Origin of the sequence: Aquabacterium sp. (assembly GCF_035476535.1) — a bacterium.
Classification (GTDB): domain Bacteria; phylum Pseudomonadota; class Gammaproteobacteria; order Burkholderiales; family Burkholderiaceae_C; genus Pseudaquabacterium.
This window is the reverse complement of record NZ_DATILJ010000021.1, coordinates 1-25,485: the sequence shown is the minus strand read 5'-3', so window position 1 is coordinate 25,485 and position 25,485 is coordinate 1. Positions and strand designations below refer to the sequence as shown.

At 70.0% G+C, this 25,485-nt stretch carries 25 protein-coding genes; 9 read left to right on the top strand and 16 right to left on the bottom strand.

Annotated elements, in window-relative coordinates; genetic code table 11:
* Window positions 1–34: 34 nt before the first annotated feature.
* The 3 genes from VLK61_RS02680 to VLK61_RS02670 form a co-directional block, all read right to left on the bottom strand.
* On the bottom strand, window positions 35–1,003 hold the full coding sequence (locus tag VLK61_RS02680) for a Bug family tripartite tricarboxylate transporter substrate binding protein (protein ID WP_325418012.1): 969 nt from the start codon (window positions 1,001–1,003) through the stop codon (window positions 35–37).
* A gap of 113 nt (window positions 1,004–1,116) precedes the next feature.
* Entirely contained in the window at window positions 1,117–1,386 is a 270-nt protein-coding gene (locus VLK61_RS02675; RefSeq protein ID WP_325418010.1) for a DUF3297 family protein, read from the bottom strand.
* A gap of 24 nt (window positions 1,387–1,410) precedes the next feature.
* The gene (locus VLK61_RS02670; protein WP_325418009.1) at window positions 1,411–2,121 is read right to left on the bottom strand and encodes a YebC/PmpR family DNA-binding transcriptional regulator; all 711 of its coding nucleotides are present in this window, start codon (window positions 2,119–2,121) and stop codon (window positions 1,411–1,413) included.
* 128 nt (window positions 2,122–2,249) lie between these two features.
* On the opposite strand from VLK61_RS02670, the gene VLK61_RS02665 reads away from it, so the two are divergent.
* Window positions 2,250–3,236 carry a Bug family tripartite tricarboxylate transporter substrate binding protein gene (locus tag VLK61_RS02665; RefSeq protein ID WP_325418008.1) on the top strand — a complete coding sequence of 329 codons (987 nt, stop codon included), beginning with the start codon at window positions 2,250–2,252 and terminating at the stop codon, window positions 3,234–3,236.
* Between the two features lie 10 nt (window positions 3,237–3,246).
* On the opposite strand, the gene VLK61_RS02660 is transcribed toward VLK61_RS02665, so the two are convergent.
* On the bottom strand, window positions 3,247–3,777 hold the full coding sequence (locus VLK61_RS02660) for a hypothetical protein (RefSeq protein ID WP_325418007.1): 531 nt from the start codon (window positions 3,775–3,777) through the stop codon (window positions 3,247–3,249).
* A gap of 219 nt (window positions 3,778–3,996) precedes the next feature.
* On the opposite strand from VLK61_RS02660, the gene VLK61_RS02655 reads away from it, so the two are divergent.
* Window positions 3,997–5,292 carry a calcium-binding protein gene (locus VLK61_RS02655; protein ID WP_325418005.1) on the top strand — a complete coding sequence of 432 codons (1,296 nt, stop codon included), beginning with the start codon at window positions 3,997–3,999 and terminating at the stop codon, window positions 5,290–5,292.
* Window positions 5,293–5,312: 20 nt separating this feature from the next.
* Here the strand turns inward: VLK61_RS02655 and VLK61_RS02650 are convergent, their stop codons facing one another.
* Window positions 5,313–6,611, bottom strand: a complete 1,299-nt coding sequence (locus VLK61_RS02650; protein WP_325418003.1) for a UDP-N-acetylglucosamine 1-carboxyvinyltransferase — start codon at window positions 6,609–6,611, stop codon at window positions 5,313–5,315.
* A 118-nt stretch (window positions 6,612–6,729) separates the two neighbouring features.
* On the opposite strand from VLK61_RS02650, the gene VLK61_RS02645 reads away from it, so the two are divergent.
* Window positions 6,730–6,993 carry a VF530 family protein gene (locus tag VLK61_RS02645; protein WP_325418058.1) on the top strand — a complete coding sequence of 88 codons (264 nt, stop codon included), beginning with the start codon at window positions 6,730–6,732 and terminating at the stop codon, window positions 6,991–6,993.
* Here the strand turns inward: VLK61_RS02645 and VLK61_RS02640 are convergent.
* On the bottom strand, window positions 6,990–7,493 hold the full coding sequence (locus tag VLK61_RS02640) for a hypothetical protein (RefSeq protein WP_325418001.1): 504 nt from the start codon (window positions 7,491–7,493) through the stop codon (window positions 6,990–6,992). The two genes, VLK61_RS02645 and VLK61_RS02640, sit on opposite strands and share 4 nt — an antisense overlap.
* A 318-nt stretch (window positions 7,494–7,811) precedes the next feature.
* Between VLK61_RS02640 and VLK61_RS02635 the strand changes: the two genes are divergently transcribed.
* The 4 genes from VLK61_RS02635 to VLK61_RS02620 all read left to right on the top strand — a co-directional run bounded on the left by VLK61_RS02635 (window position 7,812) and on the right by VLK61_RS02620 (window position 10,877).
* The gene (locus tag VLK61_RS02635; RefSeq protein ID WP_325417999.1) at window positions 7,812–8,510 is read left to right on the top strand and encodes a hypothetical protein; all 699 of its coding nucleotides are present in this window, start codon (window positions 7,812–7,814) and stop codon (window positions 8,508–8,510) included.
* Window positions 8,511–8,615: 105 nt separating this feature from the next.
* The gene (locus VLK61_RS02630; RefSeq protein ID WP_325417997.1) at window positions 8,616–9,254 is read left to right on the top strand and encodes an MBL fold metallo-hydrolase; all 639 of its coding nucleotides are present in this window, start codon (window positions 8,616–8,618) and stop codon (window positions 9,252–9,254) included.
* 156 nt (window positions 9,255–9,410) lie between these two features.
* Window positions 9,411–10,172, top strand: a complete 762-nt coding sequence (locus VLK61_RS02625; protein ID WP_325417995.1) for a helix-turn-helix transcriptional regulator — start codon at window positions 9,411–9,413, stop codon at window positions 10,170–10,172.
* Between the two features lie 84 nt (window positions 10,173–10,256).
* On the top strand, window positions 10,257–10,877 hold the full coding sequence (locus tag VLK61_RS02620; protein ID WP_325417993.1) for a Crp/Fnr family transcriptional regulator: 621 nt from the start codon (window positions 10,257–10,259) through the stop codon (window positions 10,875–10,877).
* Window positions 10,878–10,916: 39 nt separating this feature from the next.
* Here VLK61_RS02620 and VLK61_RS02615 read toward each other — a convergent pair whose 3' ends face one another.
* From VLK61_RS02615 to VLK61_RS02600, 4 genes are read right to left on the bottom strand one after another with little or no spacing between them, the layout of a single operon-like run.
* Window positions 10,917–11,864 (bottom strand): M48 family metallopeptidase, encoded by a 948-nt coding sequence (locus tag VLK61_RS02615; protein ID WP_325417991.1) that lies wholly within the window; start codon window positions 11,862–11,864, stop codon window positions 10,917–10,919.
* A 59-nt stretch (window positions 11,865–11,923) separates the two neighbouring features.
* Window positions 11,924–13,495 carry an AmpG family muropeptide MFS transporter gene (locus VLK61_RS02610; RefSeq protein WP_325417989.1) on the bottom strand — a complete coding sequence of 524 codons (1,572 nt, stop codon included), beginning with the start codon at window positions 13,493–13,495 and terminating at the stop codon, window positions 11,924–11,926.
* Between the two features lie 9 nt (window positions 13,496–13,504).
* Entirely contained in the window at window positions 13,505–16,591 is a 3,087-nt protein-coding gene (locus VLK61_RS02605) for an efflux RND transporter permease subunit (RefSeq protein ID WP_325417987.1), read from the bottom strand.
* Window positions 16,588–17,664, bottom strand: coding sequence for an efflux RND transporter periplasmic adaptor subunit (locus VLK61_RS02600; protein ID WP_325417985.1), 1,077 nt, complete (start codon window positions 17,662–17,664; stop codon window positions 16,588–16,590). Before VLK61_RS02600 ends, VLK61_RS02605 begins: the two co-directional genes overlap by 4 nt.
* A gap of 207 nt (window positions 17,665–17,871) precedes the next feature.
* Here VLK61_RS02600 and VLK61_RS02595 point away from each other — a divergent pair, with 207 nt between their 5' ends.
* The gene (locus tag VLK61_RS02595; protein WP_325417983.1) at window positions 17,872–18,114 is read left to right on the top strand and encodes a hypothetical protein; all 243 of its coding nucleotides are present in this window, start codon (window positions 17,872–17,874) and stop codon (window positions 18,112–18,114) included.
* Window positions 18,115–18,204: 90 nt separating this feature from the next.
* On the opposite strand, the gene VLK61_RS02590 is transcribed toward VLK61_RS02595, so the two are convergent.
* The 3 genes from VLK61_RS02590 to VLK61_RS02580 form a co-directional block, all read right to left on the bottom strand.
* Entirely contained in the window at window positions 18,205–19,041 is an 837-nt protein-coding gene (locus tag VLK61_RS02590; protein ID WP_325417982.1) for an anti-sigma factor family protein, read from the bottom strand.
* Between the two features lie 2 nt (window positions 19,042–19,043).
* Window positions 19,044–19,577, bottom strand: a complete 534-nt coding sequence (locus tag VLK61_RS02585) for a sigma-70 family RNA polymerase sigma factor (RefSeq protein WP_325417980.1) — start codon at window positions 19,575–19,577, stop codon at window positions 19,044–19,046.
* Window positions 19,578–19,649: 72 nt separating this feature from the next.
* Entirely contained in the window at window positions 19,650–19,832 is a 183-nt protein-coding gene (locus VLK61_RS02580; RefSeq protein ID WP_325417978.1) for a hypothetical protein, read from the bottom strand.
* Window positions 19,833–19,958: 126 nt separating this feature from the next.
* Between VLK61_RS02580 and VLK61_RS02575 the strand changes: the two genes are divergently transcribed.
* Window positions 19,959–20,885, top strand: a complete 927-nt coding sequence (locus VLK61_RS02575) for a LysR family transcriptional regulator (protein ID WP_325417976.1) — start codon at window positions 19,959–19,961, stop codon at window positions 20,883–20,885.
* Window positions 20,886–20,897: 12 nt separating this feature from the next.
* Here the strand turns inward: VLK61_RS02575 and VLK61_RS02570 are convergent, their stop codons facing one another.
* The 3 genes from VLK61_RS02570 to VLK61_RS02560 all read right to left on the bottom strand — a co-directional run bounded on the left by VLK61_RS02570 (window position 20,898) and on the right by VLK61_RS02560 (window position 25,453).
* Window positions 20,898–21,803, bottom strand: a complete 906-nt coding sequence (locus tag VLK61_RS02570) for a 2-hydroxyacid dehydrogenase (RefSeq protein WP_325417974.1) — start codon at window positions 21,801–21,803, stop codon at window positions 20,898–20,900.
* A 65-nt stretch (window positions 21,804–21,868) separates the two neighbouring features.
* Window positions 21,869–23,656 (bottom strand): ABC transporter substrate-binding protein, encoded by a 1,788-nt coding sequence (locus VLK61_RS02565; RefSeq protein WP_325417971.1) that lies wholly within the window; start codon window positions 23,654–23,656, stop codon window positions 21,869–21,871.
* 9 nt (window positions 23,657–23,665) lie between these two features.
* A complete protein-coding gene (locus VLK61_RS02560; RefSeq protein ID WP_325418056.1) occupies window positions 23,666–25,453 on the bottom strand; it encodes an ABC transporter substrate-binding protein in 1,788 nt (595 codons plus the stop codon).
* Window positions 25,454–25,485 lie beyond the last annotated feature (32 nt).

Below are 25,485 nucleotides of genomic sequence, written 5' to 3'. Positions count from 1 at the left end.
CTGTAGCCTGCGGCCGCGCCCCAAAAGGCCGGCCTCAGCCCTTGATGCCGAGCTTGGTCACCAGTTGCTTGAAGACCTCGTTGTCCCGCTTCATGCCGGCGCGGAAGGTTTCCGCCTCGGCGTAGGACTGGCCCATGCTCAGCCGGTCCAGCGCTTCTTTCAGCACCGCTTCGTCGGCCGACTTGCGGGTGGCCTCGACGAGCACCGCGATCACCTCCGGCGGCGTGCCCTTGGGCGCGGCCAGCCCGCGCCAGGTGCCGATGGCCAGGTCGATGCCGCGTTCCTTCAGGGTCGGCACGCGGTCGAAGCCCTTCAGCCGCTGATCGGCCATCACCGCCAGCGTCTTCAGCTTGCCGCCGGCCACGTGCGTGGCCACCTCGCCGGGGCTGACGGCCACCGCGTCCACATGGCCGCCCATCAGCGCCAGCACTGCCGGCGCCGCGCCGCTGAACGGGATCGGGTTGTACTTCACGCCGACCTTGTCTTCCAGCGCGGCGTGGGCCAGGTGCCAGATCGAGCCCGGGCCGGAATTGCCCATCTTGATCTCGCCCGGCCTGGCGCGGCTGGCGGCGAGGAATTCCTCGATCGTGTTCCATGGCGCGTCCGCGCGCACGGTGATCGCCGCCGGGTCGGCATTGAGCCGGGCGATCGGCGTGAAGTCCTCGTAGGAGAGCTTGCTCAGGCCCAGGTGCGGCACGATCACGATCTCGGCGAAGACGATGGCCAGCTTGTAGCCATCGGGCTTGGCGTTGATCAGCTCGCCGTGGCCGATCATGCCCGAGGCACCCGGCCGGTTGACCACGGTGACCGGCTGCGGCAGGTGCTTCTTGGCCGCCTCGGCGAAGGCCCGGGCCAGCACATCGGTGCCGCCGCCGGCACCAGCCGGCACGATCAGCTCGATGGCCCGGTTGGGGTAACCGGCTTGCGCGAACAGCGCGGCCGGCACGGCGCCGCCGGCGAGGGCCGCAACCAGCGTGCGGCGGCGGATGACGGGGTGATGCATCGGTGGGCTCCAGGACCCGGCAGCGCCGGGGCTGCGTGCATGCTAGGTCGGCACGACCGCTTCGCTGCTCCGCAGTTTCCCGCGCCGTGGGGTCGCCGGGCCCGGCCCGCCGCTCAGCGGTAGAACGCCGTCACCGTGCCCTTCAGCTTGAGCATCAGCGGCTGGCCCTTGCGGTCCTTGGTCTTGCCGGCCGGCACCTTGATCCAGCCTTCGCTGATGCAGTATTCCTCGACATCGTGGCGCTCCTTGCCGTTGAAGCTGATGCCGACATCCTGTTCGAACACGGCGGCCACGTGGAACGGGCTGCGTGGGTCGCTCGACAGGCGGTCGGGCAGCGGCGGCGGGGCGGTCGCTTCGGGGGGTGTCGAGGGGGTGTCGGTCATGGGCATCTGCTTTCGTTCGCGGGCTCAGCCTTGCAGGCCGGCAAAGACGTTCTGCACGTCTTCGTTCGCATCCAGCGCGGCGAGGAAACTTTCAACTTCGTCGAGTTGCTCGGCGCTCAAGCTCGCCGGGTCGATCGGGTTCTTCGGCCGGTAGCCCAGCTTGGCCGACAGCACCGTGAAGCCCTGCGCCGGCAGCGCGCGGCTGACCAGGTCGAGGTCGGCGGGGTCGGTCAGGAACAGCGTGACGCCGTCGTCGGCGGGCTCGAAGTCCTGCGCGCCGGCTTCGATGGCGGCCAGTTCGGGGTCGGCGCCGGCAGTGGCCGGCTCGGCCTCGATCATGCCGACATGCTCGAAGTCCCAGGACACCGAGCCGGACGTGCCCAGCTGGCCCTTGCGGAACAGCACGCGCATGTCGGACGCGGCGCGGTTCACGTTGTCGGTCAGGCATTCCACCATCACGGGCACGCGGTGCGGCGCGAAGCCTTCGTACATCGCATGCTCGAAGTGCACGGCCTCACCGGTCAGGCCGGCGCCTTTCTTGATCGCGCGCTCCAGCGTGTCGCGCGGCATCGAGACCTTGCGCGCCTGCTCCACCACCATGCGCAGCCGGGCGTTGGCCGCCGGGTCGGCGCCATGGCGCGCGGCGATCATGATGTCCTTGGCCAGCTTGCCGAACAGCCTGCTCTTGGCGCTGGCGGCCAGGTCCTTGTGTTTTGCCTTCCACTGCGCGCCCATGGCTGACCGATCTGTGAGTAGGCGACGATTCTAGGCGGCGGGCCCACGCCGCAGCGCGCTTGCCACCGGCCCGGCGGGCTCTTGTAAGCTTGCGCGCTGGACCACCACCGCGCGTGCCGCGAACGCCCATGACTGCTCTTCACTTCCCGCGTCGCACGCTGCTGCGTGCCGGCGCCGCCGCGGGTCTGCTGGCCACGGTCGGGCTGCCCCGCGCGCAAAGCGGCCGCACGCTGCGCATCCTGGTCGGCTTTCCGCCCGGCGGTGGCACCGACGCCATCGCCCGCATCCTGGCCGAGGCGCTGAAGGATGAACTCGGCGGCGCCACCGTGATCGTCGAGAACAAGCCCGGCGCCGGCGGCCAGCTGGCGGCGCAGGCGCTGAAGGCCGCGGCGCCCGACGGCAGCACGCTGTTCCTCAGCCATGACCACAGCATTTCGATCCTGCCGCAGGTGGTGAAGACGCCCGGCTTCGACCCCGCGCACGACTTCGTGCCGGCGGCCGGCTTCGCCACTTTCGTCAACGCCTTCGCGGTCTCGGGCGGCACGCCGGCGAAATCGTTCAACGACTACGTGGCCTGGCTGCGCGGCCAGGGCGGCAAGGGCGCGGTCGGCGTGCCGGCGCCGGCCTCGGTGCCGGAGTTCCTGGTCAAGCTGATCGCCGAGAAGTACAAGCTCGACCTCGTCGCCGCGCCCTACCGCGGCAGCGCCCCGATGATGGCCGACATGCTGGGCAACCAGATCGCCGCCGGCGTCGGCAGCATCCCCGACTTCATCGAGAACCACCGCGCCGGCAAGCTACGCGTCGTTGGTGTGTTAGGCGGCGCACGCCAGTTGGTGATGCCGGAGGTGCCGACCTTTGCCGAACTCGGCCTGGCCGGCTTCGAGGACGTGCCGTACTACGGCTTGTTCGCACCCGCCGGCACGCCGCGTGCGGCGATCGACGGCTTCTCGGCCGCGCTGGCCAAGGTGCTGGCCAAACCCGCGGTGCACGAGCGGCTCACCGCGATGGGCCTCAGCGTCGGCCACATGAGCCCGGACCAGCTGGGCCAGCGCGAGCGGGCCTACACGGCGACCTGGGCGCGCATCATCAAGGCGACGGGCTTCGTGCCGCAGTAGGCGGCGTGCGCTACAGGCCCCGCACCAGCAGCGCACAGAGATTGCGCACATGCCGCGGCCCCGGCCGCAGATCGGCCAGCGAACGCAGTGCCACCGGCCCGGCAGCCGCATCCAGCGGCTTGCCGTCCAGCGTGGTGATGACCAGCACCTGCTCGCCCACCGGGTTGTTGAACAGCTCGCCCCAGCTGAACACTGCGCGGTAGCCATCGGTGGCGACGGCCTCGATCACCGCGGTCCGTGCGCTGCGATCGGTCGTCGCATCGAAACCCGACGTCGTCAGTGCATCGCGCAGCAGCACACCACCGTAGCTGAGGCTGCGCTCGGTGGCGGTGCCGCCGGTCGATGACACGCTTTGCCGCTGCGTCAGCGTGGTCTGCGGCAGCGCCGCCAGGTCCGCCGCGCTGAACGGCCGCGCGGGCCGGCCGGCCGGCTGAATGCTCAGCACGATACCGGCTGCGCGGGGCGCCGGGTCGGTGGGGCAGGCATCGGCCGCGGCACACAGCATCAGCGCCGCTGCGGCACACAGGGTTCTGGCGAGCATCTGATCCTCGGCAACAAAGGGATCGCGGCGGCGCCGGATCTCGATGCGTGCAAGCCTACGGCAGCCTCGCGCCCGCTGCACGCCGGCTGTTGCGCGTTGGCCTATGGCGGCGGCGACATAGGGCCTCCCGTGTCGGCCGCCGTCGGGCGGCACTTAGGGGGCCTGGCTGCCGGGCCTGCCGTGCGACGCGCACACTCACGGTTCCAGGAGGACACCACCATGAGTTTGCACCCCCAACACATCCGCAGCCTGCAGGCCGACTTGCGCCGCGCGACGAGCGAAGCGGCCGAGGCCGTCACCCCCACCGCGACGATCACCGGTAGCGCCGGCGACGACAACCTCACCGGCACGGCTCAGAACGAGCTGATCGAAGGCCTGGCCGGCAGCGACCTGCTGGTGACGGGCGGCGGTCACGACACGCTGCGCGGCGGCAGCGGCGACGACGCCCTTTTCAGTGGCGCCGGCAACGACACCCTCGATGGTGGCGAAGACTACGACCACCTCTACTACTCCAACGCCCCCGCCGGCGTGACGATCGACCTGCGCACCGGCACGGCCACCGGCGGCGCCGGGTCCGACACCTTCACCGGCATCGAGCTGATCTTCGGCTCCAGCTTCAACGACGTCTACATCGGCAATGACGAGGGCGCCAACTTCCTCGGCGACGATGGCAACGACAGCATCACCGGCGGCGCCGGCCGCGACCACCTGGAAGGTAACGGCGGCGACGACACCATCGACGGGCTGGGCGGCGTCGATGCCGTGGCCTACTACAGCGCGGCCTTCGCCGTGGTGGTCGACCTGGGCGCCGGCACCGCCACCGGCGGCCTGGGCAGCGATGTGCTGCGCAACATCGAGGACGCCACCGGCAGCGTGTTCAACGACACGCTGAGCGGCAGCAACAGCGACAACACGCTGGATGGCAGCGATGGCAAGGACACGCTGATCAGCACACCAGGCAACGATACGCTCGATGGCGGCAACGGCATCGACACCGCCGTCTACGCGCTGCCGCGCAGCGTCTACACGCTGCAGCGCCCCGGCGATTACAGCATCGAGAAGCCCGACGCCGCCGGCTCCGACACGCTGCCCGACATCGAGCGCCTGCAGTTCAGCGACAGCCACCTGGCACTGGACCTGGACGGCCATGCCGGCCAGACCGCCAAGCTGCTGGGCGCGGTGTTCGGCGTGGCCTCGCTGGCCAACCAGCGCTTCGTCGGCATCGGCCTGTCCTACCTGGACGATGGCATGAGCTACCAGGACTTGGCCGCGCTGGCCGTGTCCGCCACCGGCAAGACCAGCCATGCCGACATCGTGAGCCTGCTGTGGACCAACCTGTTCGGCGCCGCGCCGACGGCCGAAGAAGCCGCGCCGGTGATCGCCTGGCTCGACGGCGGCATGACGGTGGGCGCACTGACCGTGCTGGCGGCGGACCTCGAACTCAACACCAGCCACATCGACCTGGTGGGGCTGGCGCAGACGGGCATCGCGTTCGAGCCCTGGGTGCCGATCTAGCGAATTGGGCCGGCGCCAGCTCAGTCGCCGACCACCCACTCCACCGACGCCCCCAGCGCGTTCAGATTCTCGACGAAGCGCGGGTGCGCGCGCCGGATCGGCAGTGCGTTGAGGATCGTCGAGCGGCCGTCGATGCTGGCGGCCAGCATGAACAGCGCAATGGCGACGCGGATGATGTACGGGCTCTCGACCGTGGCCGGGATCAGCGGCTTGCCGCCGTAGATGATCAGCCGGTGCGGGTCGCACAGCACGGCATGCGCGCCGAATTTACCCAGCTCCGAGCTCCAGCCCAGCGCGCCTTCGTAGACCTTGTTCCAGTACATCACCGAGCCCTCGGCGCGCACGCCTAAAGCGACGAAGATCGGCAGCAGATCGGCCGGCACATAGGGCCAGGGCGCGGCCTCCACCTTCTGCAGGATGTTGGCGGTGAAGGGTGTGCGCACCTTCAGCGGGCCGCTGACCTGGGCGCGGCTGAACCCGTCGCGGTGGCTGACTTCGACGCCGAACTTGGCGAAGGTGCGGTCCAGCAGCGGAAACTGCGCCGCGGCGCCGTTGCGCACCGCCACGTCGCCGCCGGTGATCGCGCTCATCGCCAGGAAGGTGGCCACCTCGTGGAAGTCGTCGGCAAAGGTGTATTCGGCGCCGCCCAGCGCGTCGACACCGTCCACCTGCAATTGCGAGCCGCCGATGCCCAGGATGTGCGCACCCATCAGCGCCAGGACGTTGCAGAACTCCTGCACATGCGGCTCGCAGGCGGCATTGGTCAGGTGCGAGCGGCCGCGTGCGGCCACCGCGCAGAGCACGAAATTCTCGGTGGTGGTGACCGAGGCGTATTCCAGCCAGTGGTCGGTGGCGGTGAAGTGCTGCGGCGCGAAGATCGTCACCGCGCCGGGCTCCAGTTCCACCCGCGCGCCGAAGGTGCGGAAGACTTCGATGTGCGGGTCGACCTCGCGCACGCCCAGCGTGCAGCCGGTGACATCGTCCTCCAGCCTCACGCGGCCGAAGCGGTGCAGCATCGCCGGCACCAGCATGATCGACGAACGCATGCCCGCCGGCAGCCGCGCCTCGGCATCGGCCAGGCCGCTGCGGTGGTGCAGCTTCAGCGTGCCGCTGGCGAAGTCCATCTCCACCTGGGAGCCCAGCGTGCGAAAGAAGTCCAGCAGCTTGCGCACGTCGGTGATGTCCGGCACGCGGTGCAGCACCACCGGTTCATCGGTCAGCAAGGTGGCGCACAGCACCGGCAGCACGGCATTCTTGTTGGCCGAGGGGGCGACGGTGCCTCGCAAGGGGCGGCCGCCATGCACGATCAGGTTACTCATGGGAACAAACGGGTGAGCAGTGTCAAGGGCGACATGATGCGCCGAACCGAACCCCGCGCTAGCGGACGGGGCGATGAAAGTCGACGAAGTGCGGCTGGGCAGCCGCCAGAATCGGGGCATGTCCACGCCGACGACCCCGCCCGCCCAGCCGCGCAACCCCCTGCATGGGTTGACGCTGGAGGCCATCGTCAGCGCGCTGGTGGCGCACTTCGGCTGGCCGGGCCTGGCCGAGCGCATTCCGTTGCGCTGCTTCAGCCATGAGCCGAGCATTGCGTCGACGCTGAAGTTCCTGCGCAAGACGCCCTGGGCGCGCGAGAAGGTGGAGGGGCTCTACCTCTTCATGCAGCGCGAGATCCGCCGCGGAGCCGGCCCGGCGGCTTAGCCCGGCTTGCGGAACTCGTTGGCGATCCAGGCGGCGGCGCTGGTCGGGCTGAGCTTGAAGCCGGCGGGCACGCGCACGCGCGCCAGCGCTTCGCCGTCCGCATCCGTCGCGGCCAGGAAGGCATGCGGCTCGTCCTCGTCGGGCACGATGTCCAGCGTCACCGTGATGCGGCCCGCCTCTGCCATCACGTAGAGGCTCTTGTGCAGCAGGGCGTCGCGCTGCTGCTCATGCCGGCGCAACACTTCCGAGGCGGTCTTCACCAGCGTGTTGAAGGCCGCGGTGTCCAGCGGCTTGGGGTTCTTCTTGTCGCGGCCCATGGTCCAGGGGCCGACCAGCGCCGGCTCGGCCTCGCCCTGCTTGATCATCTCCACTGCCCAGCCGTCGTCGTCTTCGTTCTTGATGACGCGGGCGGTCCAGCCGTTGTCGCGCCACAGGCGGGCTTCGTGCAGGGCCTCGGGCAGGTCGGCCTCGTCGTTGGTCAGCGTCGGAATCGATGTCATGGCGGGCATCTTACGGGCCACCGCAGGCCGCTCCGCGAGTTCGCGGCCGGCGCCTGAAACCATCGCCATGCGCCGGCCGGGTTGGGTCGTGCTGTCGTTGTCACGAAACCGCCTGACCCGCCGACGTCGCATTTGTTCCGAGCGTTTCAGCCACCTGTGCAGGCCGAACTGCCCCCGGCATGATCAGCCGATGAACACCTGCGAAGTGACGACGCCGGCGGGCACCGTGTGCATCACCTCCCTGCGCGAGGTGCGGCCACGCCTCTGGTCGATCAGCGGCTGGACCGACCGGGCAGTGCCCCGTTGACGGCTAAGGACATGGACATCATCGAACTTCTGCGTGTGCAGGCAGAGCGCGCGAATGCGCTTGAATTGCGTGAACGACGCGACTATCACGCGTATCTGAAGGCCCGTGGCGACGACAGCGAAACGCTGGAGGAGCACGTCGCCAGATACGCCAGCCTGGCGTGGCTTGGCCAGCCCGCCGTCGAGCACGACCTGGTCCGTCTGCAGGCCATCTGCCCGGTGCCGCTGCCAGCCGCGTTGCTGAGCTTCTATCGGACCGCAGCTGGCTTTCGCGGCGGCGGGCGGCTGCAAGATGCGGTGATTCACGCCCCCGCCGACTTGTTGCGCGCCTCGGAACTGCCGGCCGGTCAATGGGATGCCCTGCGATCGATGGGCCTTGTGCACATGGTGCTACGGGCGTGGGGCAATGACCGCTTCGAATTCGATCCCGACAGCCAAGAAGGCCTGGATCGGCCGAGCGTCGATGCCTTGAACACGAACTACGCCATCATCGGCTGGCGCGTGATGGACGATGGTGAGGCGCATGAGTTCCTCTACTTCGACCGCCAGGGTCGGTTCGGTCGGCTGTTCTATCACCAGGATGCCTTCGACGAGTTGCTCGCGGACCACCTCCTTCCCATGGTGCGGCAGTCGCGTCCTGCACCGGGCGACTTCGGCACCGTGCTGTCTGAATTCATTGCGGCTGCCGGACAGCCTTCGTCGCCGGGCTAAGCCGGCAAGCGGCCGGGCGACCGGCGTTCGCAGGCTTTTTGCGGGGCCGACTCGGCACATTGCCTGAAAATTCGAAGCATCGCTCTCAGCTTCCTGCCGCAGCCCATGCTCCGCTACACCACCATCCCGGTCACCCCCTTCCAGCAGAACTGCTCCGTCATCTGGTGCGATGAAACGATGGAAGGCGCCGTGATCGACCCTGGCGGCGACCTGGCCAAGATCCGCGCCGAGGTGGCACGCCAGGGCATCACGCTCAAGCAGATCCTGCTGACCCATGCCCACATCGACCATGCCGGCGGCACCGGCACGCTGGCGCGCGAGACCGGGCTGCCGATCATCGGCCCGCACCCGGGCGACCAGTTCTGGATCGACGGCCTGCCGCAGCAGGCGCAGATGTTCCGCTTCGCCCCGGCCGAGATGTTCACGCCCACGCGCTGGCTGCACGATGGCGACAGCGTGCCGGTCGGCCGCAGCACGCTGGCCGTGCGGCACTGCCCGGGGCACACGCCGGGCCATGTGGTGTTCCACAGCGACGAGGCCAGGCGCGCCTTCGTCGGCGACGTGCTGTTCGCCGGCGGCATCGGTCGCACCGATTTCCCCGGCGGCGACCACGCCACGCTGATCGCCAGCATCACCCAGCGCCTGTGGCCGATGGGCGACGACACGGTGTTCATCCCTGGCCATGGGCCGGAGAGCAGTTTCGGCCGGGAGCGGCGCAGCAACCCCTACGTCGGCGGCACCTGAACCCGCGCGGCCCGGGTTCCCGGGATGTGATTAGTTCACAAATTGTCACCGACGGATTCACTGCCCGCGGCCGGCACGGCTGCCTAAGCTGAGTGACATCCCGGGGGTGCCGACGCGTCGCGTCCTTGGTCCCGGGGTGAAACGGGGGCACGCATCATGTTGGACCAGCTCGATCTTCAACGTTCGCCGCGCAATGGCCTGGGCTTCGATCCCGGCGCGGCGATGCAAATGCTGCGAGACCGCAGCTACAGCGGCCCCGAGCGCCGCCTGGCCGCTACGGCCCTGCAGCAGCGCCGCATGGCGCAGATGGTCGACGAGGTCGATTACGGCATGCTGCTGCTGAGCGACGAAACCCATGTGGCGCACGTCAACCGCGCCGCGCGGCGCGACCTGGACGAGCAGCACCCGCTGCAATTGATCGGTAGCGAACTGCGCGCCCGCACGCTGCAGGACACCGCCGTGCTGCGCGATGCGCTGGCCGGGGCCAGCCAGCGCGGGCTGCGCCGCCTGCTGCGCCTGGGCGACGACAGCGAGCGCATCACCGTGGCCGTGGTGCCGCTGCCCACCCTGCCGTCGGAGCTGCGCCACAGCGTGGTGCTGGTGCTGGGCAAGCGCCGGGTCTGCGAAGAGCTCACGGTCGACTGGTTCGCCCGCGCGCATTCGCTGACGATGGCCGAGACCACGGTGGTCAAGGGCCTGTGCGCCGACCTGACGCCGCAGGAAATCGCCAAGCGCCAGGGTGTCGGGCTGGCGACCATCCGCACGCAGATCGGCAGCATCCGCGCCAAGACCGGCACCGCCAGCATCCGCGCGCTGGTGCGCCAGGTGGCGATGCTGCCCCCGCTGGTGAGCGCGCTGCAGGGCTTCAACACCGCGCCGGTGGCAGCGCAGCCGCCGCGCCGGACGATGCAGGCCTGAGCAGGCAGTCGCAGTAGCATCGCGGGCGCGCGGCCATTGCTGGGCCGTGCGCCCGCGATGCCGCCGATCGACCCGAACCTTGACTTGTCCGAATGGCCCGAGACACTGCGCGAGCTGGTGGCGCGCGGTGACGTGCGCCGTTACCGCAAGGGCACGCTGCTGATCCAGGAAGGCGATCACGGCGACACCTTGTTCATCATCCTGAGCGGCCGGCTGCGCGCCTTCAGCAGCGGTGAGCGCGACCGCGAGATCATCTATGGCGACTACAAGCGCGGCGAATACCTGGGCGAGATGAGCCTGGACGGCGGCCCGCGCTCGGCCAGCGTGATCACGCTGGAGGCCAGCACCTGCGCGGTGGTGACCCGCCGCACGCTGGAGGCCTTCATTGCCGAACGGCCGGCCTTTGCCTTCGAACTGCTGGCCAAGGTCATCCGCCGCGCGCGGGCGGCCACCCTCAGCACCCGCCAGCTGGCGCTGAACGATGTCTATGGCCGGCTGAAGCTGCTGCTGGAATCGCTGGCGGTCCTTGGGCCGGACGGCCAGCGCGTGCTGTCCGAACGGCTGACGCACCTGGAAATGGCCAACCACCTGGGCTGCTCGCGCGAGATGGTCAGCCGGCAGATGAAGGACCTGGAGAATGGCGAGTTCATCGCGATGGTCGATGGCCATGTCGCGCTGCTGCGGCCCCTGCCGGCGCGCTGGTAGCGCGTCGGCAGATGGCAGGGACACCGGCGCGCTGGCGGATCAGGACGCCGGCTTGACCGGCGGCGGCCCGAAGCGCTGATCCGGTTTGGCGGCCCGCTGGTAGAAGGGTTCGGCGCGCGGCAAGCGGGCTTCGATCTCGGCAATGCGCGAGGTACCGGACGGGTGCGTGGACAGCCATTCCGGCGGTGCGCCCTTGCTGGCGGTCATCATCTTCTTCCACAGCGATACGCCGGCGCGTGGGTTGTAGCCGGCCTTGGCGGCCAGCAGCAGGCCCAGCGCATCGGCCTCGGACTCGTCGTCGCGCGAAAAGCGCAGCGTCAGCAACTGCCCGCCCATGCCGGCGGCCGTGCGCGCGGTGTTGCCCAGGCCCAGCAGCGCGGCGCCGATCTCGATCACGCCACGCGTTGCAGCGGTCTTGCCCATGCGCTCGCGGGCATGCTCCAGCAGCGCGTGGGCGATCTCGTGGCCCATGATCATCGCCACCTCGTCGTCGTCCAGTTGCAGCTTGGTCAGGATGCCGGCGTAGAACGCGATCTTGCCGCCGGGCATGCAGAAGGCATTCAGCTGCGACGAGTTGATCAGGTTGACCTCCCAGCGCCAATCGCGCGCGCGCTCGTTGCAGCCCAGCGTGAAGGGCACGATGCGCTCGCCGATGTAGCGCAGCCGCTTGAGCTGGTTGTGGTCCTTGCTCACCAGCGCGCGCTGGTTGCCGGCCTGCTGCAGCATCTGCACGTACTGCTGGCCGGCGGCTTGTTCGATCTGCTCGGCCGACACCACCTTGGTGAAGCCGGAACGCTTGCATTCGGCGGCGATGTCGGGGTCGACCGCCGCGGCCGCGGGCGTGGTGCCCAGCGCCGCCAGCAGCCCCGCGCCGAACAGCGCGCCGCCCAGGCGCCGGCGCGCATGCAGGGCACAGGCGCAATCGCCGGGGTGGGCGAGGGCCGGCACGGGCACGTCAACGTCGTCTCGGGGGTCAAGGTGGGTCATTGCTTCGGGTCCTGTGCCGCTTGGCGCATTGCGTGCAGATTCTGCCTGTGGCGGAAAATTCAATCGTCGGCCGCCGCCGCGCCTGGCACCACCTCCAGCCGGCGCACCGGCGCGCGCAGCCACCAGAGCATCCACAACGCCGGCAGGGCCAGCACCGTCGACACGATGAAGAACGTCGGCCAGCCGATGGATTCGGCCAGCACGCCGGCCAGCGGCCCGACCCAGACCCGGCCGACCGACGCAAAGGCGCTGAGCAGCGCGTAGTGCGTCGCGGTGAAGCGCTGGTTGCACAGGCCCATCAGGAAGGCGACGAAAGCAGCGGTGCCCATGCCGCCCGAGAGGTTCTCGAAAGCCACCACCATCAGCAGCCCGCCATCCACCGGCGAGGCCTGCGTCAGCTGCACGATGCCCCAATCGAAGGCCGGGATCACCAGGCCCGGCAGGCTGCCCTTGCCCATCGCCGCCAGCCACCAGAAGCCCAGGTTGCTGGCCGCCTGCAGGATGCCGAACAGCATCAGCGCGCGCCACAGCCCGAGCTTGAACATCAGCGCGCCGCCGAGCAGCGCGCCGCCGATCGTCAGCCACAGCCCGATGACCTTGTTGACCACGCCCACCTCGGCCGAGCTGAAGGCCATGGCCTTCAGCAGGAAGGGCGTCATCAGCGCGCCGGCAAACGCGTCGCCCAGCTTGTAGAGCACGATGAGCAGCAGGAAGGCTGCCGCGCCCGGCTGCGAGAAGTAGCTGCGCAGGCCGCCGAGCAAGGTCTCGAACTTCGCGCGCCGCGCGGCCCAGCTGGCCAGCGGCAGTGTGAAGCCAATGCCCATCAGCAGCGCCAGCAGGTCGATCCAGCGGGCCTGCAGCGCCGGCGCCAGCGTGCTGCCGGCGAGCCAGGGCCGCAGCAGCCAGCCGGCGATCGGGGCGGCCAGGTGCAGCGTGAAAAGATAACCCGTGACAGCAGCGGCCAGCACCGCGACGAAGCCGAGCAGGTCGTTGCGGGCCACGCTGCGCGGCACTGCCGACAGCGGCAGCCGCGGCAGCGCGATCAGCGAGAACACCGCGGTGCCGGCCATCAGCGCGGCCATCAGCCGATACACCTCGGCCCAGGTCCAGCCGCTGCCGGTGACCGCATCGGTCCAGATCATCGCCACGCCGCCGGACAGGATCATCGCCAGCCGGTAGCCCAGCACCTTCAGCGACGAGCCCAGCCCGCGTTCGGCCTGCGGCAGCAGGTCGGTGCCGTAGGCATCGATCACCACGTCCTGCGAGGCCGAGACGAAGGCCAGCACCAGCGCCAGCAGCGCGAACATCTGCAGCGCCGCTTTCGGCGGCGTGGCCGCCAGCGCCAGCAGCGCGCCGGCCAGCAGCAGCTGTGTCAGCACCAGCCAGCCGCGCCGGCGGCCGAGTGCCGGCCACAGCTCGAAGCGGTCCATCAGCGGCGCCCACAGGAACTTGAAGGTGTAGGGTAGGCCGACCAGGCTGAGGAAGCCGATGGTCGCGACATCCAGCCCTTCGATGCTCAACCAGGCCTGCAGCGCCTGGCCGGTCAGCGCCAGCGGCAGCCCCGACGCAAAGCCCAGCACGCCAACGACGAACAGACGGTACAGCGCGGCCAGGCGGCGGGAATCGGGCATCGGTGCATTCTAGGAAGGGGCGACATGCCAGCGTCGCCGCAGCCGGCTCATGAAGGCCTGGTGCACATCGTCGACGAAGGTGAACACCACCGGAATCACCAGCAGGCTGAGGAAGGTGGAGGTGATCAGCCCGCCGATCACGACGATGGCCATCGGCGAGCGGAAGCTGGGGTCGACGCCCAGGCCCAGCGCGATGGGCATCATGCCGGCGCCCATCGCGATGGTGGTCATCACGATCGGCCGGGCGCGCTTGCGGCAGGCGTCGAGCAGCGCGTCCCAGCGCTTCAGGCCGTGGTCGCGGCGCGCGATCACCACGTAGTCGACCAGCAGGATCGAGTTCTTCGTGGCGATGCCCATCAGCATGATCAGCCCGATCATCGAAGGCATCGACAGTGAGCTGTGGGTGATGAACAGCGCGAGGAAGGCGCCCGGGATCGACAGCACCAGCGCGGCGAGGATGGTCACCGGCTGCACGAAGTCCTTGAACAGCAGCACCAGCACGGCGTAGATGCACAGCACGCCGGCGCCCATGGCGATGAGGAAGCCGTCGAACAGGTCGGCCATCGCCTCGGCGTCGCCCACCGAGGCGCGGCTGACGCCCGGCGGCAGCTGCGCCAGGCTGGGCAGCGCCAGCGCGTGGGCCTCGACCTCGCCCAGGCCCTGGCCGTTCAGCTCGATCTCGAAGTTGATGTTGCGCCGGCGGTCATAACGATCGATCTGAGCGGGCCCGGCAGCGATGGACAGCGTCGCGACATTGCCCAGCATCACCGGCCCCTTGGCGCCCGGCACCGGCAGCCGGGCCAGCAGCGCCAGGTCCTGCCTTGCTTCGGCCGGCAGGCGCACGACCATCGGCACCTGGCGCTGCGCCAGGTTGAGCTTGGCCAGGCCCTGGTCGTAATCGCCGGCGGTGGCCACGCGCAGCGCGTCGGCCAAGCCGGACGAGGTGACGCCCAGGTCGGCCATGCGTGCGAAATCGGGCCGCACGATCAGCTCCGGCCGCTGCAGGCTGGAGGTGGAGGTGATGTTGCCGATGCCGGGAATCGTGCGCAGTTCGCGCTCGACCAGGCGGCCGTGCTCGGCGAGCACGCGGCCATCCTCGCCGGCCAGCACCAGCACGTACTTCTCGGCCGAGCCGCCGAAGGCCACCTTGACCCGCGCACCGGGCAGCACCGTCAAGGCCTCGCGCAGCTGCGCCTCGATCTGCTGCTTGCTGATGCCGCTGCGTTCCTGGCGCCGCGTCATGTTGATCGTCAGCACCGCCTTGCGCACGTCGGCCTGGCCCTGGGGTGCGAACGGATCGGCGCCGGAGTTGCCGCCGCCGATCGCGGTGTAGACCATCTTCACATGCGGATGGCGGGCCACGATCTCGCGCGCCTGCTCGGCGCTGGCCAGCGTCTGCTTCAGCGTGGCGCCAGGCGGCAGCGTCAGCGTCACCTGGGTTTGCGACAAGTCGTCGGGCGGGATGAAACCGGTGGGCAGCAGCGGCACCAGCAGGAAGGAGCCGACGAAGAACACCGCCGCGCCGAGCATCGTCCACCAGCGGTGGCGCAGGCACCAGGCGGCCCAGGTTTCGTAGATCCGCAGCCAGCCCGGCACCGGCCGTTCCTTGGCCGGTGCTTTCATCAGGTAGGCGGCCATCATTGGTGTCAGCATGCGCGCGACGACCAGCGAGAAGAACACCGCGATGGCCGCGGTCCAGCCGAACTGCACGAAGAAGCGGCCGACCACGCCGCTCATGAACGCGGTGGGCAGGAACACCGCGATCAGCGTGAAGGTGGTGGCGATCACCGCCATGCCGATCTCGTCGGCGGCTTCCATCGCCGCCTGCATCGGCGTTTTGCCCTGCGCGAGGTGGCGCATGATGTTCTCGATCTCGACGATGGCGTCGTCGACCAGGATGCCGACCACCAGCGACAGCGAGATCAGCGTCACGCCGTTGAGCGTGAAGCCCAGCAGGTGCATCACCGCGAAGGTCGGTATCGCCGACAGCGGCAGCGCCGCGGCGGCCACCAGCGTGGCGCGCCAGTCGCGCAGGAACAGGAACACCACCAGCACCGCCAGCGCCGCGCCTTCGTACAGCAGCAGCATCGAGCCGTCGAAGCCTTCACGCGCCGGGTCGACGAAGTTGAAGGCCTCGGTGATCGTGATGTCGGGATGCCGCGCCTTCAGCGCGTCCAGCGCCTGGCGCACGCCGGCGGCGACGTCCAGCTCGCCGGCGCCGCGTGAGCGCGTGATCTCGAAGCCGACCACCGGCTTGCCGTTCAGCAGCGCGGCCTGGCGCCGTTCGGCCACCGTGTCGGCCACCGTCGCCACCTGGTCGAGCCGGATGCGCCGGCCGTCCGACAAGGCCATCTCCAGCCGCGCCAGCTCCTCCGCCGATTGCACCGTGGCCAGCGTGCGCACCGATTGCTCGGCGCCGCCGATGTCGGCGCGGCCGCCGGAGGCGTCCTGCTGCACCTGGCGCAGCTGGCGCGAGATGTCGCCGGCGGTGACGTTCAAGGCCAGCAGCCGCGCCGGGTCGAGCTCGATGCGCACTTCGCGCGAGACACCGCCGACCCGCGACACCGCGCCGACGCCGCGCACGGCGAGCAGCGTTTTCGACACCTCGTTGTCGACGAACCAGGACAGCGCCTCGTCGTCCATGCGGCTGGAGGCCACGGTGTAGGTGAGGATCGGCGTGCCGGCCAGGTCGGCCTTGGCCACCACCGGGTCGCGCAGGTCGGCCGGCAGGTCGGCCCGCACGCGCGAGACCGCGGCGCGCATGTCGTCGACGGCTTCCTGCACCGGCTTCTCGAGCTGGAACTCGGTGGTGATGACCACCACGCCATCGCTGATCGTGGTGTAGATGTGCTTGACGCCCTGCGCGCCGGCGATGGCGTTCTCCAGCTTGCGCGCGACCTCGGTTTCCAGCTGCCCCGGTGCCGCGCCGGGCAGCGCCGCGGTGATGATGACCATCGGCAGGTCGATGTCCGGGAAGTTCTGGATCTTCATCGCCTTGAAGCCCAGCAGGCCGGCCAGGCTCAGCAGCAGGAACAGCAGCACCGACGGGATCGGATTGCGGATCGACCAGGCGGAGACGTTGATGACGCCACTCATGGCCCCACCACCTTCACCAGATCGCCGTCGGCGAGGAAAGCACCGCCCGAGGCGACCACGCGCACCTCGGCGGCCAACCCGCTGGTGATCTCGACGCGGTCGCCGACGCGGCGGCCGGTGGCCACCTTGGTCAGCGTGACGCGGCTGTCGTCGCCCAGCCGGTGCACATAGCTGAAGCCGTCGCGCAGCAGCACGGCGGTCTGCGGCAGCGTGAGGCCCGGCGCCGAGCCGAAGGAAAACTCGCCGCGCACGAACATGCCCGGCTTGGCATCGCTGCCCGGCGCCAGGTCGACATAGACCAGGCCGTTGCGCGTGGCGGGGTCGACCACCGGGCCGACCATGCGCACGCTGCCTTTCACCGCCTGGCCGGCGGGTGTCGTCACCAGCGCCGGCAGGCCGGGCTTCAGCCGCGACAAGTCGCCGGCCGGCACCTCGGCGCGCCACTCCAGGCGGCCGCGCCGGATCAGCCGGAACAACTCCTGCCCGGGTTGGGCCATCGCGCCTTCGGTGGCCCAGCGCGCCGAGATCACGCCATCGTCGGGCGCGACGATGCGGGCCTGCGCCAGGCGCACCTCGTCCGATTTGACGCGTGCGCGCAGCGATTCGAGCCGTGCCTTGGCGGTGCGTTCGGCTGTCAGCACCTGGATCGACTGCTGCTGGCTGATGGCGCCGGCGGGTCCTAGTGTGCGCGCCCGGTCGGCATTGGCCGTGGCCTCGGCCAGCAGGGCCTCGCCCTCGGCGAGCGCGGCCTGGCTCTGCGCCAGCTCGGCGTTGAGCGTCTCGGTGGACAGGCGCGCGAGCAGCTGGCCGCGCTTGACGCGGTCGCCGACCTGGGCCCGCACCTCCGTCAGGCGCAGGCCGCTGGATTCGGTGCCGATCACCGCTTCCTGCCACGCCCCTACCGAGCCGGCGGCCGACAGCTTCAGCGGCCAGTCGATGCGTTGCGGCGTGGTGATCTGCACCGTCAGCGCGGCGCGGGGCGGCGCCGAACTGCTCTTCGAGGGGGTGGCTGGCGTGCTGGCCTGGGCCGAGGCCAACGCGGGGTGGACCAGCAGCAAGAGTGTCGTGCTCAAGGCACTCAGCGCGGTTCTCCCGGGCGAGTGACGGATCCGGTGCCGGAGGCGGTGCGTCACGGGCATGTTCACGGACATGGGCTCGATTCGGGGGGCCACAGAGCCGGGCATGTTGACACGTCCGGCACCGGATACGCCGGCGGCAACGGCGCCGCAACGGCCGGCACCTACGCTGCAGCCATCCCCCGTCCCCCCAGGAGTACCGCGATGACAACCCCCGTTCAGCTGACTGCCAGTGCTTGCACCACCCGGTTCCTGCCCGTGCGCAGCGGGCGCCTGCGCGCCGGACGTCGCATGGCACCGCAGCTGCATGCCCGGCTGCTGGCTCGCGCACTCGCCATGCCGAACCATCTGGTCGACCTGCTGCGCCCGGATGCGGACGCAGCGGACCTGGCGCAGCAGGTGCTGGACACCGCCACCTGCGCAACATCACCCTCGTGCGCCGCGTGACCGGCCGGCGCTGCCGGATGGCGGCGCCAGGCCTCGACGCTCACAAGGAAATGCGGCTGTGCCACTTTGCTTGACCCCCTCGGGCGGTGTTCAGGACGCCGGCCGCGGCCGGCCCGCCGGCAAGTCGGGCTCGACTTGCTTGTAGGCCGCTTCGGCCAGCGCCAGCAAGCGCTCACGCGGCAGCTTGCCGACCAGCGCACAGCCGTATCCTTCTTCGGCCCAATAGAACATGCCCAGCTCGCCTTCGCGCTGGTAGCGGAACGAGGTGCTGGTGCCCGGCTCGGGCCGGCGCAGGTAGACGGTGATGCGCTGGCCGCCGGCGTTCTGGTACATCAGCTGCGCGCTGGGGCCATGTGCGTCGGGCAGCAGCCGGCCGCCGACCAGCGCAAAACCTTCAGAGCGCAGGTCGAACAGCCGCACCGGCATGTCCAGCCGCTTGGTCAGCCAGCGCGCCAGGTGTTCTTCCTGCGCACGCTGCTGCGCCGGCTGGCCCTCGGCGACGTTCACCTCCACCGGGTGGCGCACCTCGGGTGCATAGACCGCATGGGCCACCGCGGCCCGCTGGGTCCAGCTGCCGCGGCCGCTGGCCACGTCACGCTCGGGCTGGAACTGCCAGACCAGGCCGCCGCCGATCAGCGCGCCGCCCACCAGCAGTCCGGCGGCCGCCGCGGCCAGGCGCCAGCGGGCCGGCGCCTGGCTGCGGCCGCCTTCACGCACGGCGCGCTGCAAGGCCTCGGGCACGGTTTCGTCGAGCACCGGGTCGAAGCGTGCGCGCAAGCCTTCGCGGTCGGCCGCCCACAGGCGCACGCGTGCGGCGTCGTCGGGGTGCTCGCGCAGCCAGGCTTCGATGCCGAGCCGCGTGACGTCATCGAGTTCGCCATCGAGCCAGGCCGACAGCAGGTCGTCGTCCGGTTGTTGCCTGTCCATGATCACACCACCCGCCGCAGCGTCCGTACCTTGTCGGGCCGGCCACGGCCTTCCAGCCATTCACGCAAGTTGGCCCGGGCCCGCGAGACGCGCGACATCACGGTGCCGATGGGGATGCCCAGCGCCTCGGCGCATTCGGCATAACTGAGCTGCTCCACGCTGACCAGCAGCAGCGGCTGGCGCTGCTCGGGCGGCAGCCGCGCCAGCGCGGCATTCAGGTCGATGCGCAGGCCGATGTCGACGCCGGGGTCGGCGCCGTGGGCGTCCTGGTGCGCTTCGATGTGCTGCGGGTCCAGCACCTGCATGCGCGCATCGCGCCGGCGGCCATCGAGAAAGGCGTTGTGGGCGATCGACAACAGCCACAGCACCATGTCGCGCCGCTGGTCGAACTGATGCCAGTGCGACAGCGCGCGCTCCAGCGTGGACTGCACCAGGTCGTCGGCCGGCGCTGCATCGAACACCAGCGACCGCGCATAGCGCCGCAGCCGCGGGATCGCGGCGAGCAACTGGTTGCGAAAGGAGTCGGGAGCGTCCACCCTGGGCATACGCCGGAGCGTGCCGCATTATTCCGCTGCCAGGGCGGCGGCCGCCTCGGGCGTCGCTCGATCCTAACGGGCAAAGAACTGGTGCAGGCAGGCGCGCCAGGTGGTGAGGCGGCTGCGCTCGCTGGCCAGGGCGGCGGGCATGGCGGCTGGCTGCGGCTGCCAGCGCTGCAGCAGGCGCAGCGGCGGGTGCTGCTGGGTACCGGCGCCAGCTGCAGGGCCTACACCGGCCGGCAATCGCATGTCCATGAAATCTCCTGGGCCCGACCCCCTGTCCGGGCAATGCGGCGATCGTAGAGGCGTGGTTCGATGCACACAACGGGGTGATCTGCAGACGGAGCTTGCGTTTTTGCAGACTCTACGGATACTGGGCCGATGGACGAACTCGACTGGAGCGATCTGCGCTACGCGCTGGCCATCGGCTCGGCCGGCAGCCTGGTGGCCGCGGCGCGTCAACTGGCGGTGAACCACACCACGGTGCTGCGGCGTCTGGATGCGCTGGAAAAGCGCCTGGGCGCGCGGCTGTTCGAGCGCACCCGCAGCGGTTACCTGCCCACCGAAGCCGGCGCGCTGGTGCTGGAGCAGGCCCGCCGCATGGCCGACCAGGCCGACGAGATCGAGCGCCGCGTGCTCGGCCGCGACCGCGAACTCACCGGCCCGTTGCGCGTGACCACCGCCTTCGTGGTCATGGCGCACCTGCTGCCGCAACCGCTGGCCGACTTTGCGCGGGCCTTTCCCGGCATCGAGGTGGAGGTGGTGGAGAACGCCTTCCTGGTCGACCTGACCCGGCGCCGCGCCGACGAGTCGCCAGCCTGGGCCTGGCGCGAGGCCGATGTGGCGGTGCGCCTGACCTCGCAGGTGGCCGAGCACCTGGTCGGCCGGCCGCTGGGCATGACGCATTGCCGCGTCTATGCCAAGCGCGGTGCCCAGGGCCTGCCGCAGGGCGTGGACACGCTGGCGACGCTGGTGCGCGACGCGCCGTGGATCACCTTCGAGCGCGATGCCCAGTCCCGCGTGTACGACCAGTGGATGCGCGAGCAGCTGGCGCAGGCCCAGGTGCGGCTGCGCGTGGACATCTTCAACGCCGTGGCGGCGGTGCTGCGCACGGGTCTGGGCGTGGGCATCCTGCCGACCTTCATGGAGCCGCAGCATCCGGAGCTGCAGCCGGTGTCGGAGGTGATCCCGGAGCTGTCGGTGCCGGTGTGGATGCTGACCCACCCGGACCTGCGGCAGACGGCCCGCGTGCGGGCTTTCATGCAGCATGTGGGCGATGGCGTGGCCGCGCTGCTGGAGCGCTATTGATCCCTTCGGGGCTCAGTAGCCGCGCGCCCTGTCCACCGCGTTGGGCAGCGGCCGGCCCTGTTCCAGGCACTGCAGGCCGGCGACGAACTGCCGCGCGACCGTGTCCAGCGACGATTGCGCGGCGATGTGCGGCGTGATCAGGATGCCGGGCACGTCCCACAGCGGGTCGTCGGCCGGCAGCGGTTCGGTCTGCTGCACGTCCAGCGCCGCGCCGGCCAGCTGGCCGCTGCGCACGGCGGCGATCAGGTCGGCTTCGATGACATGGCCGCCGCGTGCCACGTTGATCAGGTAGGCGCCGCGTGGCAGGGCCGCAAAGGCCTGGGCGTTCAGCAGGCCGCTCGTTTCAGGCGTCAGCGGCAGCGCGTTGATGACGACCTCGCTGCGTGCCAGCAGCGGCAGCAGCGGCCCGCTGCTGCGCCGCCAGCCTTCGACCGGGAAACCCAGCGCGCTGAGCGTGGCGGCCACTGTCTGGCCGACCTCACCGAAACCCAGCACCGCGCAGCGGTGGCGCGCGGCGGCCTTCGGGTGGCGCTGCCAGCTGTGCTGGCGCTGCTGTTCGTCGTACAGCGGCAGTTGCCGCGCATGGCGCAGCACCATCAGCGCCACATGCTGGGCAATGCCCAGCGCCTGGTCGGGGTCGACCACGCGGGACATCGGGATCTGCGGCGGCAGGTCGGGCGGCAGCAGCTTTTCGACGCCGGCGGCGATCGAGCAGACCCAGCGCAGGGCCGGCAGCTGCGGCGCCAGGCCGGGCGGCAGCCGCCAGCCCAGCAGCACCTGCACGCGGGCCAGCGTGGCGGCGTCCAGCTCACGCGACCAGGGGATCAATTCCAGTTCGGGCGCGACGGCCAGCACGGCGTCACGGAAGGCGGGAATCTGCGACGGGTCGGGCGGCAGCAGCAGGATCGGTGGGTTCATGAAGCGAGTGTGCCGCAGTCGCCGACGGGCCCGCGTTGCTCGTGCGCCTGCCCTGCCGACACCCTTCAGTGCGGCGCGATGTCCAGGTAGCGCCAGATGTCGCGCATGAACGGGTGCCGCCAGTAGTTGTGCAGCCACGGCTGCAGCAGATCGGCCTGGATGCGGTGGCCGTGCACTTTGTAGGGCATGTAGGCCACCATCAGGTTCTTGCCCTCGCGCATCAGCGCCGCGCGTTCGGGGCCGTCGGGCAGCACGCGCTGGCGTTCGTACAGCCGGTCGAAGGCCGGCAGCGCAAAGCGCGCGTCGTTGGACTCGCTGGCGTTCGGGCCGTAGGCCAGGCCGAGGAAGAAGGCGCCGTCGGGCGACGCGGCGGTCCAGCCATAGCCCCAGATCATCAGGCTGCCCGAGCGGGAGCGCAGCAGCAGCTCGCTCCAGCGCGCGGGTTCGAAAACCACGCGCAGGCCCACGGCCGTCAGGCTGCGCTGCCAGACTTCGTTGCCGTCGCGTGCCGCCTGGTCGGCGAGCGAGGCGATGCGCAGCGTTAGCGGCCGGCCGTCGGGCATCTCGCGCCAGCCGTCGCCGTCGCGGTCGACATAGCCGAACAGATCGAGCAGCGCGCGCGACTTCGCCGGATCGTGTTCGCTCATCTCGCTGCGGTAGTCCGCTTCGTAGCCGATGGTGTAAGGCGGCACCGCCGATTGCGCCGGCACCGCCAGCCCGCCGCGCACCAGCCGCCGGTAGGACCCGCCGTCGTGGGCCAGCGCGATCGCGCGGCGCAGCGCCACCTTGTCCGGCGCGAGGCCGCCGACCACCGGATCCTGGTGGTTGAAGTAGGACATCAGCATGTCGGCCTGCGGCGTCAGCGCCAGCTGCACGCCCTTCTTCTGCAGGAAGGGGGCGAGCCGGCCGTTCGGCACCGCCAGCTTGCCGAAGCTGCCGGGCACCTCGGCCCAATCGAGCTGGCCGTTGACGAAGGACAGCCAGTAGGGTTGCTGCTCCTCGATGATGCTGAACTCGATGCGGTCGATCAGCGGCAGGCGCTGGCCGCTCAGTTTGTCGGCTATTGCGCGGGCTTCCGGCGTGTCGGCCGGCTGGCCCTGGTAGACCTCGCCGCGGAAGCCGGGGGAGCGCTCCAGCACGATGCGCGAGCCGCGGCGCCAGGACACCAGGCGGTACGCGCCGGTGCCCACCGGGTGCGCGCTGATCTCGTTGCCGTAGTGCTCCACCACCTCGCGCGCCACTGCGCCGCTGAGGTAGGGCAGCGCCAGCTGGTAGATGAAGCGCGGGTCGGGATCGGCCATGCGCAGGCGCAGCGTGTAGCGGTCCAGTGCGCGCAGGCCTTCCACCTCGGTGTCGTAGTCGAAGGGCTTGCCGCTGCTGATGGCGCGCTGGCGCAGCTCGCTCAGGCCGAGCAGCTTGCTGCCTTCGAACAGGTACAGGTCGGCCGATTTCCAGCGCGGGTCGTAGAAGCGCTTGATGCTGTAGACGTAGTCCTGCGCCACCAGCTCGCGCGGCTTGCCCTTGAACGCCGGATCGTCGGCGAAGAAGATGCCGGGGCGGATGCGCAGCGTGACCTGCCGGAAGTCGGCCGAGATCTCCGGCAGCGCCGCCGCCGTCACCGGCACCAGGCGCGGCGGGCGTGCCAGGTAGTCGTAGCCCAGCGGCGATTCGAAGATGCTGGCGATGACCAGGTAGGTGTAGGTGCTGCTCTCGGCCTGCGGCGGGTCGAACGGCGTCTCGGCGGCGGGCAGTGCCAGGCGCAAGGTCTTGGTGCCAGCGTTGGCGCCGGCGGCCGCGGCACCCAGCGTGGGCAGGGCCGAAGCACCGGCCAGCAACTCACGGCGACGCAGCATGGCGCAGGCTCAGGACGCCGGCCGGCGGCTGGAGTCGATGTCGATCAGGTGCCACCACGAGCGCCAGAACAGCGGGCGCCGGTAGCCGATGACCCAGGGGTGCAGCAGATCCGATTCGATGCGGTGCACACGGTACTTCCACGGCATGTACGCGGCCGCGATGCGCTTGGCTTCGACGAACAGCGCGTCGCGTTCCGGGCCGTCGGGCAGCTGCTGCAGCTGTTCGTAAACGCGGTCGTAGGCTTCGAGCTTGAAGCGTGCCATGTTCTGGCCGCCGGTCTCCGGGCCGTACAGGCGGGCCAGTGCACTCTGGCCGTCCAGGCCGGCGGCGCTGGACGACAGCTGCCACATCATCAGCTTGCCGGCGCGGGCCGCCTTCAGGTTCTCCGGCCACTGCCCGGTGATGAACTTGATGCGGATGCCGAGTGCCGTCAGGCTCTTCTTCCACAGCTCGTCGAGCAGGCGGAAGCGCTGCTCGGGCTGCGTCAGCATTTCCAGTTGCAGCGGCGAGCCATCGGGTTGCTCGCGCCAGCCGTCGCCATCGCGGTCGACATAACCGTAGAGGTCGAGCAAGGCCATGGCACGGGCCGGGTCGTAGTCGCTCATCTCGCTCTTGAACGCGGCGACGTAGCCGGTGGTGTGCGGCACCAGCGGCGATTGCGCGGGAATCGCCGCGCCACGCCAGAACAGCTGGATTTCGCGCTGCACGTCGTAGCCCAGCGAGAGGGCGCGGCGCAGCGCCACCTTGTCCGGCGTGTAGCCGCCGACCACCGGGTGCTCCATGTTGAAGAAGGACAGCGAGCTGTCGGCGTTGACGACGCTGCGGCCGACGACGCCGCGCTTGGCCAGGTTCGGCGCCAGCCTGCCGTTGGGCATGGCCTGCGTGATGAAGCCGGGCGGCACGCTGTTGGCGTTGGTGGCCAGCGCGTCGATCTGCGTGTTCAGGAAGGCCAGCCAGCGCGGCTGGTCTTCCTGGATGATGCTGACCTGCACCTCGTCGATGATCGGCAGGCGTTTGCCTTTCAGGCGCGCGAGGATGGCCTGGCCTTCGGTGTCGTCGGCGGCCGGCTGCGCGTCGTAGACCACCTCGCGGTAGGTCGGGTTTCGCTCCAGCACGATCAGCGAGCCGCGCCGCCATTGCTTCAGCCGGAACGGGCCGGTGCCCACCGGGTGCGCGTCGATCGCATCGCCGTAGTGTTCCACCACCTCGCGTGCCACCGCGCCCAACAGGTCGGGCTGGGCCAGGGTTTCGACAAAACGCGGGCGCGGCGTGTCCAGCACGAAGCGCAGTGTGTAGCGGTCCAGCGCCTGGACACCTTCGATCTTGCGGTCGTAGTCGAAGGCCTTCCTGGCCTTGATCGCTTCTTCGCGTTGGGCATTCAGCCCGGCGAAGCCCACTGTCTGCATGGAGCCGAATGCCGGGCTCTTGGTGGCCGGATCGAAGAAGCGCTTGATCGCATAGACGAAGTCTTGCGCCACCAGTTCGCGCCGTCCGCCGGGCAGACCCTTGAAGGCCGGGTCCTCGGCAAAGTACACGCCGCGCTGGACCTTGATGGTCCAGACCTTGAAGTCGGCCGATACCTCGGGCTCGCCATCGGCCAGTTGCGGCCGGATCTTCGGCGGGCGGGCCAGGTGGTCGTAGTTGTAGAGCCCCTCGAAGATGTGCGGCGTGACCGTGCGCGAATACGTGTCGTTGACCTTCACCGGGTCCAGGCTGGTCTCCGCGGCGGAGAAGGCGAAGTGCAGGATCTTCTTTGGCTCGGCGGCTTGCGCCAACGCCGGCTGGGCCAGCAGCATGCTCATCACGAGCAGGCCCGGCCGCAGGGCGT

Excerpts from the sequence above, each read along its gene's own strand:
- VLK61_RS02570 (WP_325417974.1), bottom strand. The coding sequence starts at position 21,803 with ATGAACCCACCGATCCTGCTGCTGCCGCCCGACCCGTCGCAGATTCCC.
- VLK61_RS02615 (WP_325417991.1), bottom strand. The coding sequence starts at position 11,864 with ATGACCCACCTTGACCCCCGAGACGACGTTGACGTGCCCGTGCCGGCC.
- VLK61_RS02665 (WP_325418008.1), top strand. The coding sequence starts at position 2,250 with ATGACTGCTCTTCACTTCCCGCGTCGCACGCTGCTGCGTGCCGGCGCC.
- VLK61_RS02670 (WP_325418009.1), bottom strand. The coding sequence starts at position 2,121 with ATGGGCGCGCAGTGGAAGGCAAAACACAAGGACCTGGCCGCCAGCGCC.
- VLK61_RS02645 (WP_325418058.1), top strand. The coding sequence starts at position 6,730 with ATGTCCACGCCGACGACCCCGCCCGCCCAGCCGCGCAACCCCCTGCAT.
- VLK61_RS02605 (WP_325417987.1), bottom strand. The coding sequence starts at position 16,591 with ATGAGTGGCGTCATCAACGTCTCCGCCTGGTCGATCCGCAATCCGATC.
- VLK61_RS02650 (WP_325418003.1), bottom strand. The coding sequence starts at position 6,611 with ATGAGTAACCTGATCGTGCATGGCGGCCGCCCCTTGCGAGGCACCGTC.
- VLK61_RS02655 (WP_325418005.1), top strand. The coding sequence starts at position 3,997 with ATGAGTTTGCACCCCCAACACATCCGCAGCCTGCAGGCCGACTTGCGC.
- VLK61_RS02565 (WP_325417971.1), bottom strand. The coding sequence starts at position 23,656 with ATGCTGCGTCGCCGTGAGTTGCTGGCCGGTGCTTCGGCCCTGCCCACG.
- VLK61_RS02560 (WP_325418056.1), bottom strand. The coding sequence starts at position 25,453 with ATGCTGCTGGCCCAGCCGGCGTTGGCGCAAGCCGCCGAGCCAAAGAAG.
- VLK61_RS02575 (WP_325417976.1), top strand. The coding sequence starts at position 19,959 with ATGGACGAACTCGACTGGAGCGATCTGCGCTACGCGCTGGCCATCGGC.
- VLK61_RS02630 (WP_325417997.1), top strand. The coding sequence starts at position 8,616 with ATGCTCCGCTACACCACCATCCCGGTCACCCCCTTCCAGCAGAACTGC.
- VLK61_RS02660 (WP_325418007.1), bottom strand. The coding sequence starts at position 3,777 with ATGCTCGCCAGAACCCTGTGTGCCGCAGCGGCGCTGATGCTGTGTGCC.
- VLK61_RS02625 (WP_325417995.1), top strand. The coding sequence starts at position 9,411 with ATGTTGGACCAGCTCGATCTTCAACGTTCGCCGCGCAATGGCCTGGGC.
- VLK61_RS02635 (WP_325417999.1), top strand. The coding sequence starts at position 7,812 with ATGGACATCATCGAACTTCTGCGTGTGCAGGCAGAGCGCGCGAATGCG.
- VLK61_RS02595 (WP_325417983.1), top strand. The coding sequence starts at position 17,872 with ATGACAACCCCCGTTCAGCTGACTGCCAGTGCTTGCACCACCCGGTTC.
- VLK61_RS02580 (WP_325417978.1), bottom strand. The coding sequence starts at position 19,832 with ATGGACATGCGATTGCCGGCCGGTGTAGGCCCTGCAGCTGGCGCCGGT.
- VLK61_RS02610 (WP_325417989.1), bottom strand. The coding sequence starts at position 13,495 with ATGCCCGATTCCCGCCGCCTGGCCGCGCTGTACCGTCTGTTCGTCGTT.
- VLK61_RS02640 (WP_325418001.1), bottom strand. The coding sequence starts at position 7,493 with ATGACATCGATTCCGACGCTGACCAACGACGAGGCCGACCTGCCCGAG.
- VLK61_RS02680 (WP_325418012.1), bottom strand. The coding sequence starts at position 1,003 with ATGCATCACCCCGTCATCCGCCGCCGCACGCTGGTTGCGGCCCTCGCC.
- VLK61_RS02675 (WP_325418010.1), bottom strand. The coding sequence starts at position 1,386 with ATGACCGACACCCCCTCGACACCCCCCGAAGCGACCGCCCCGCCGCCG.
- VLK61_RS02590 (WP_325417982.1), bottom strand. The coding sequence starts at position 19,041 with ATGGACAGGCAACAACCGGACGACGACCTGCTGTCGGCCTGGCTCGAT.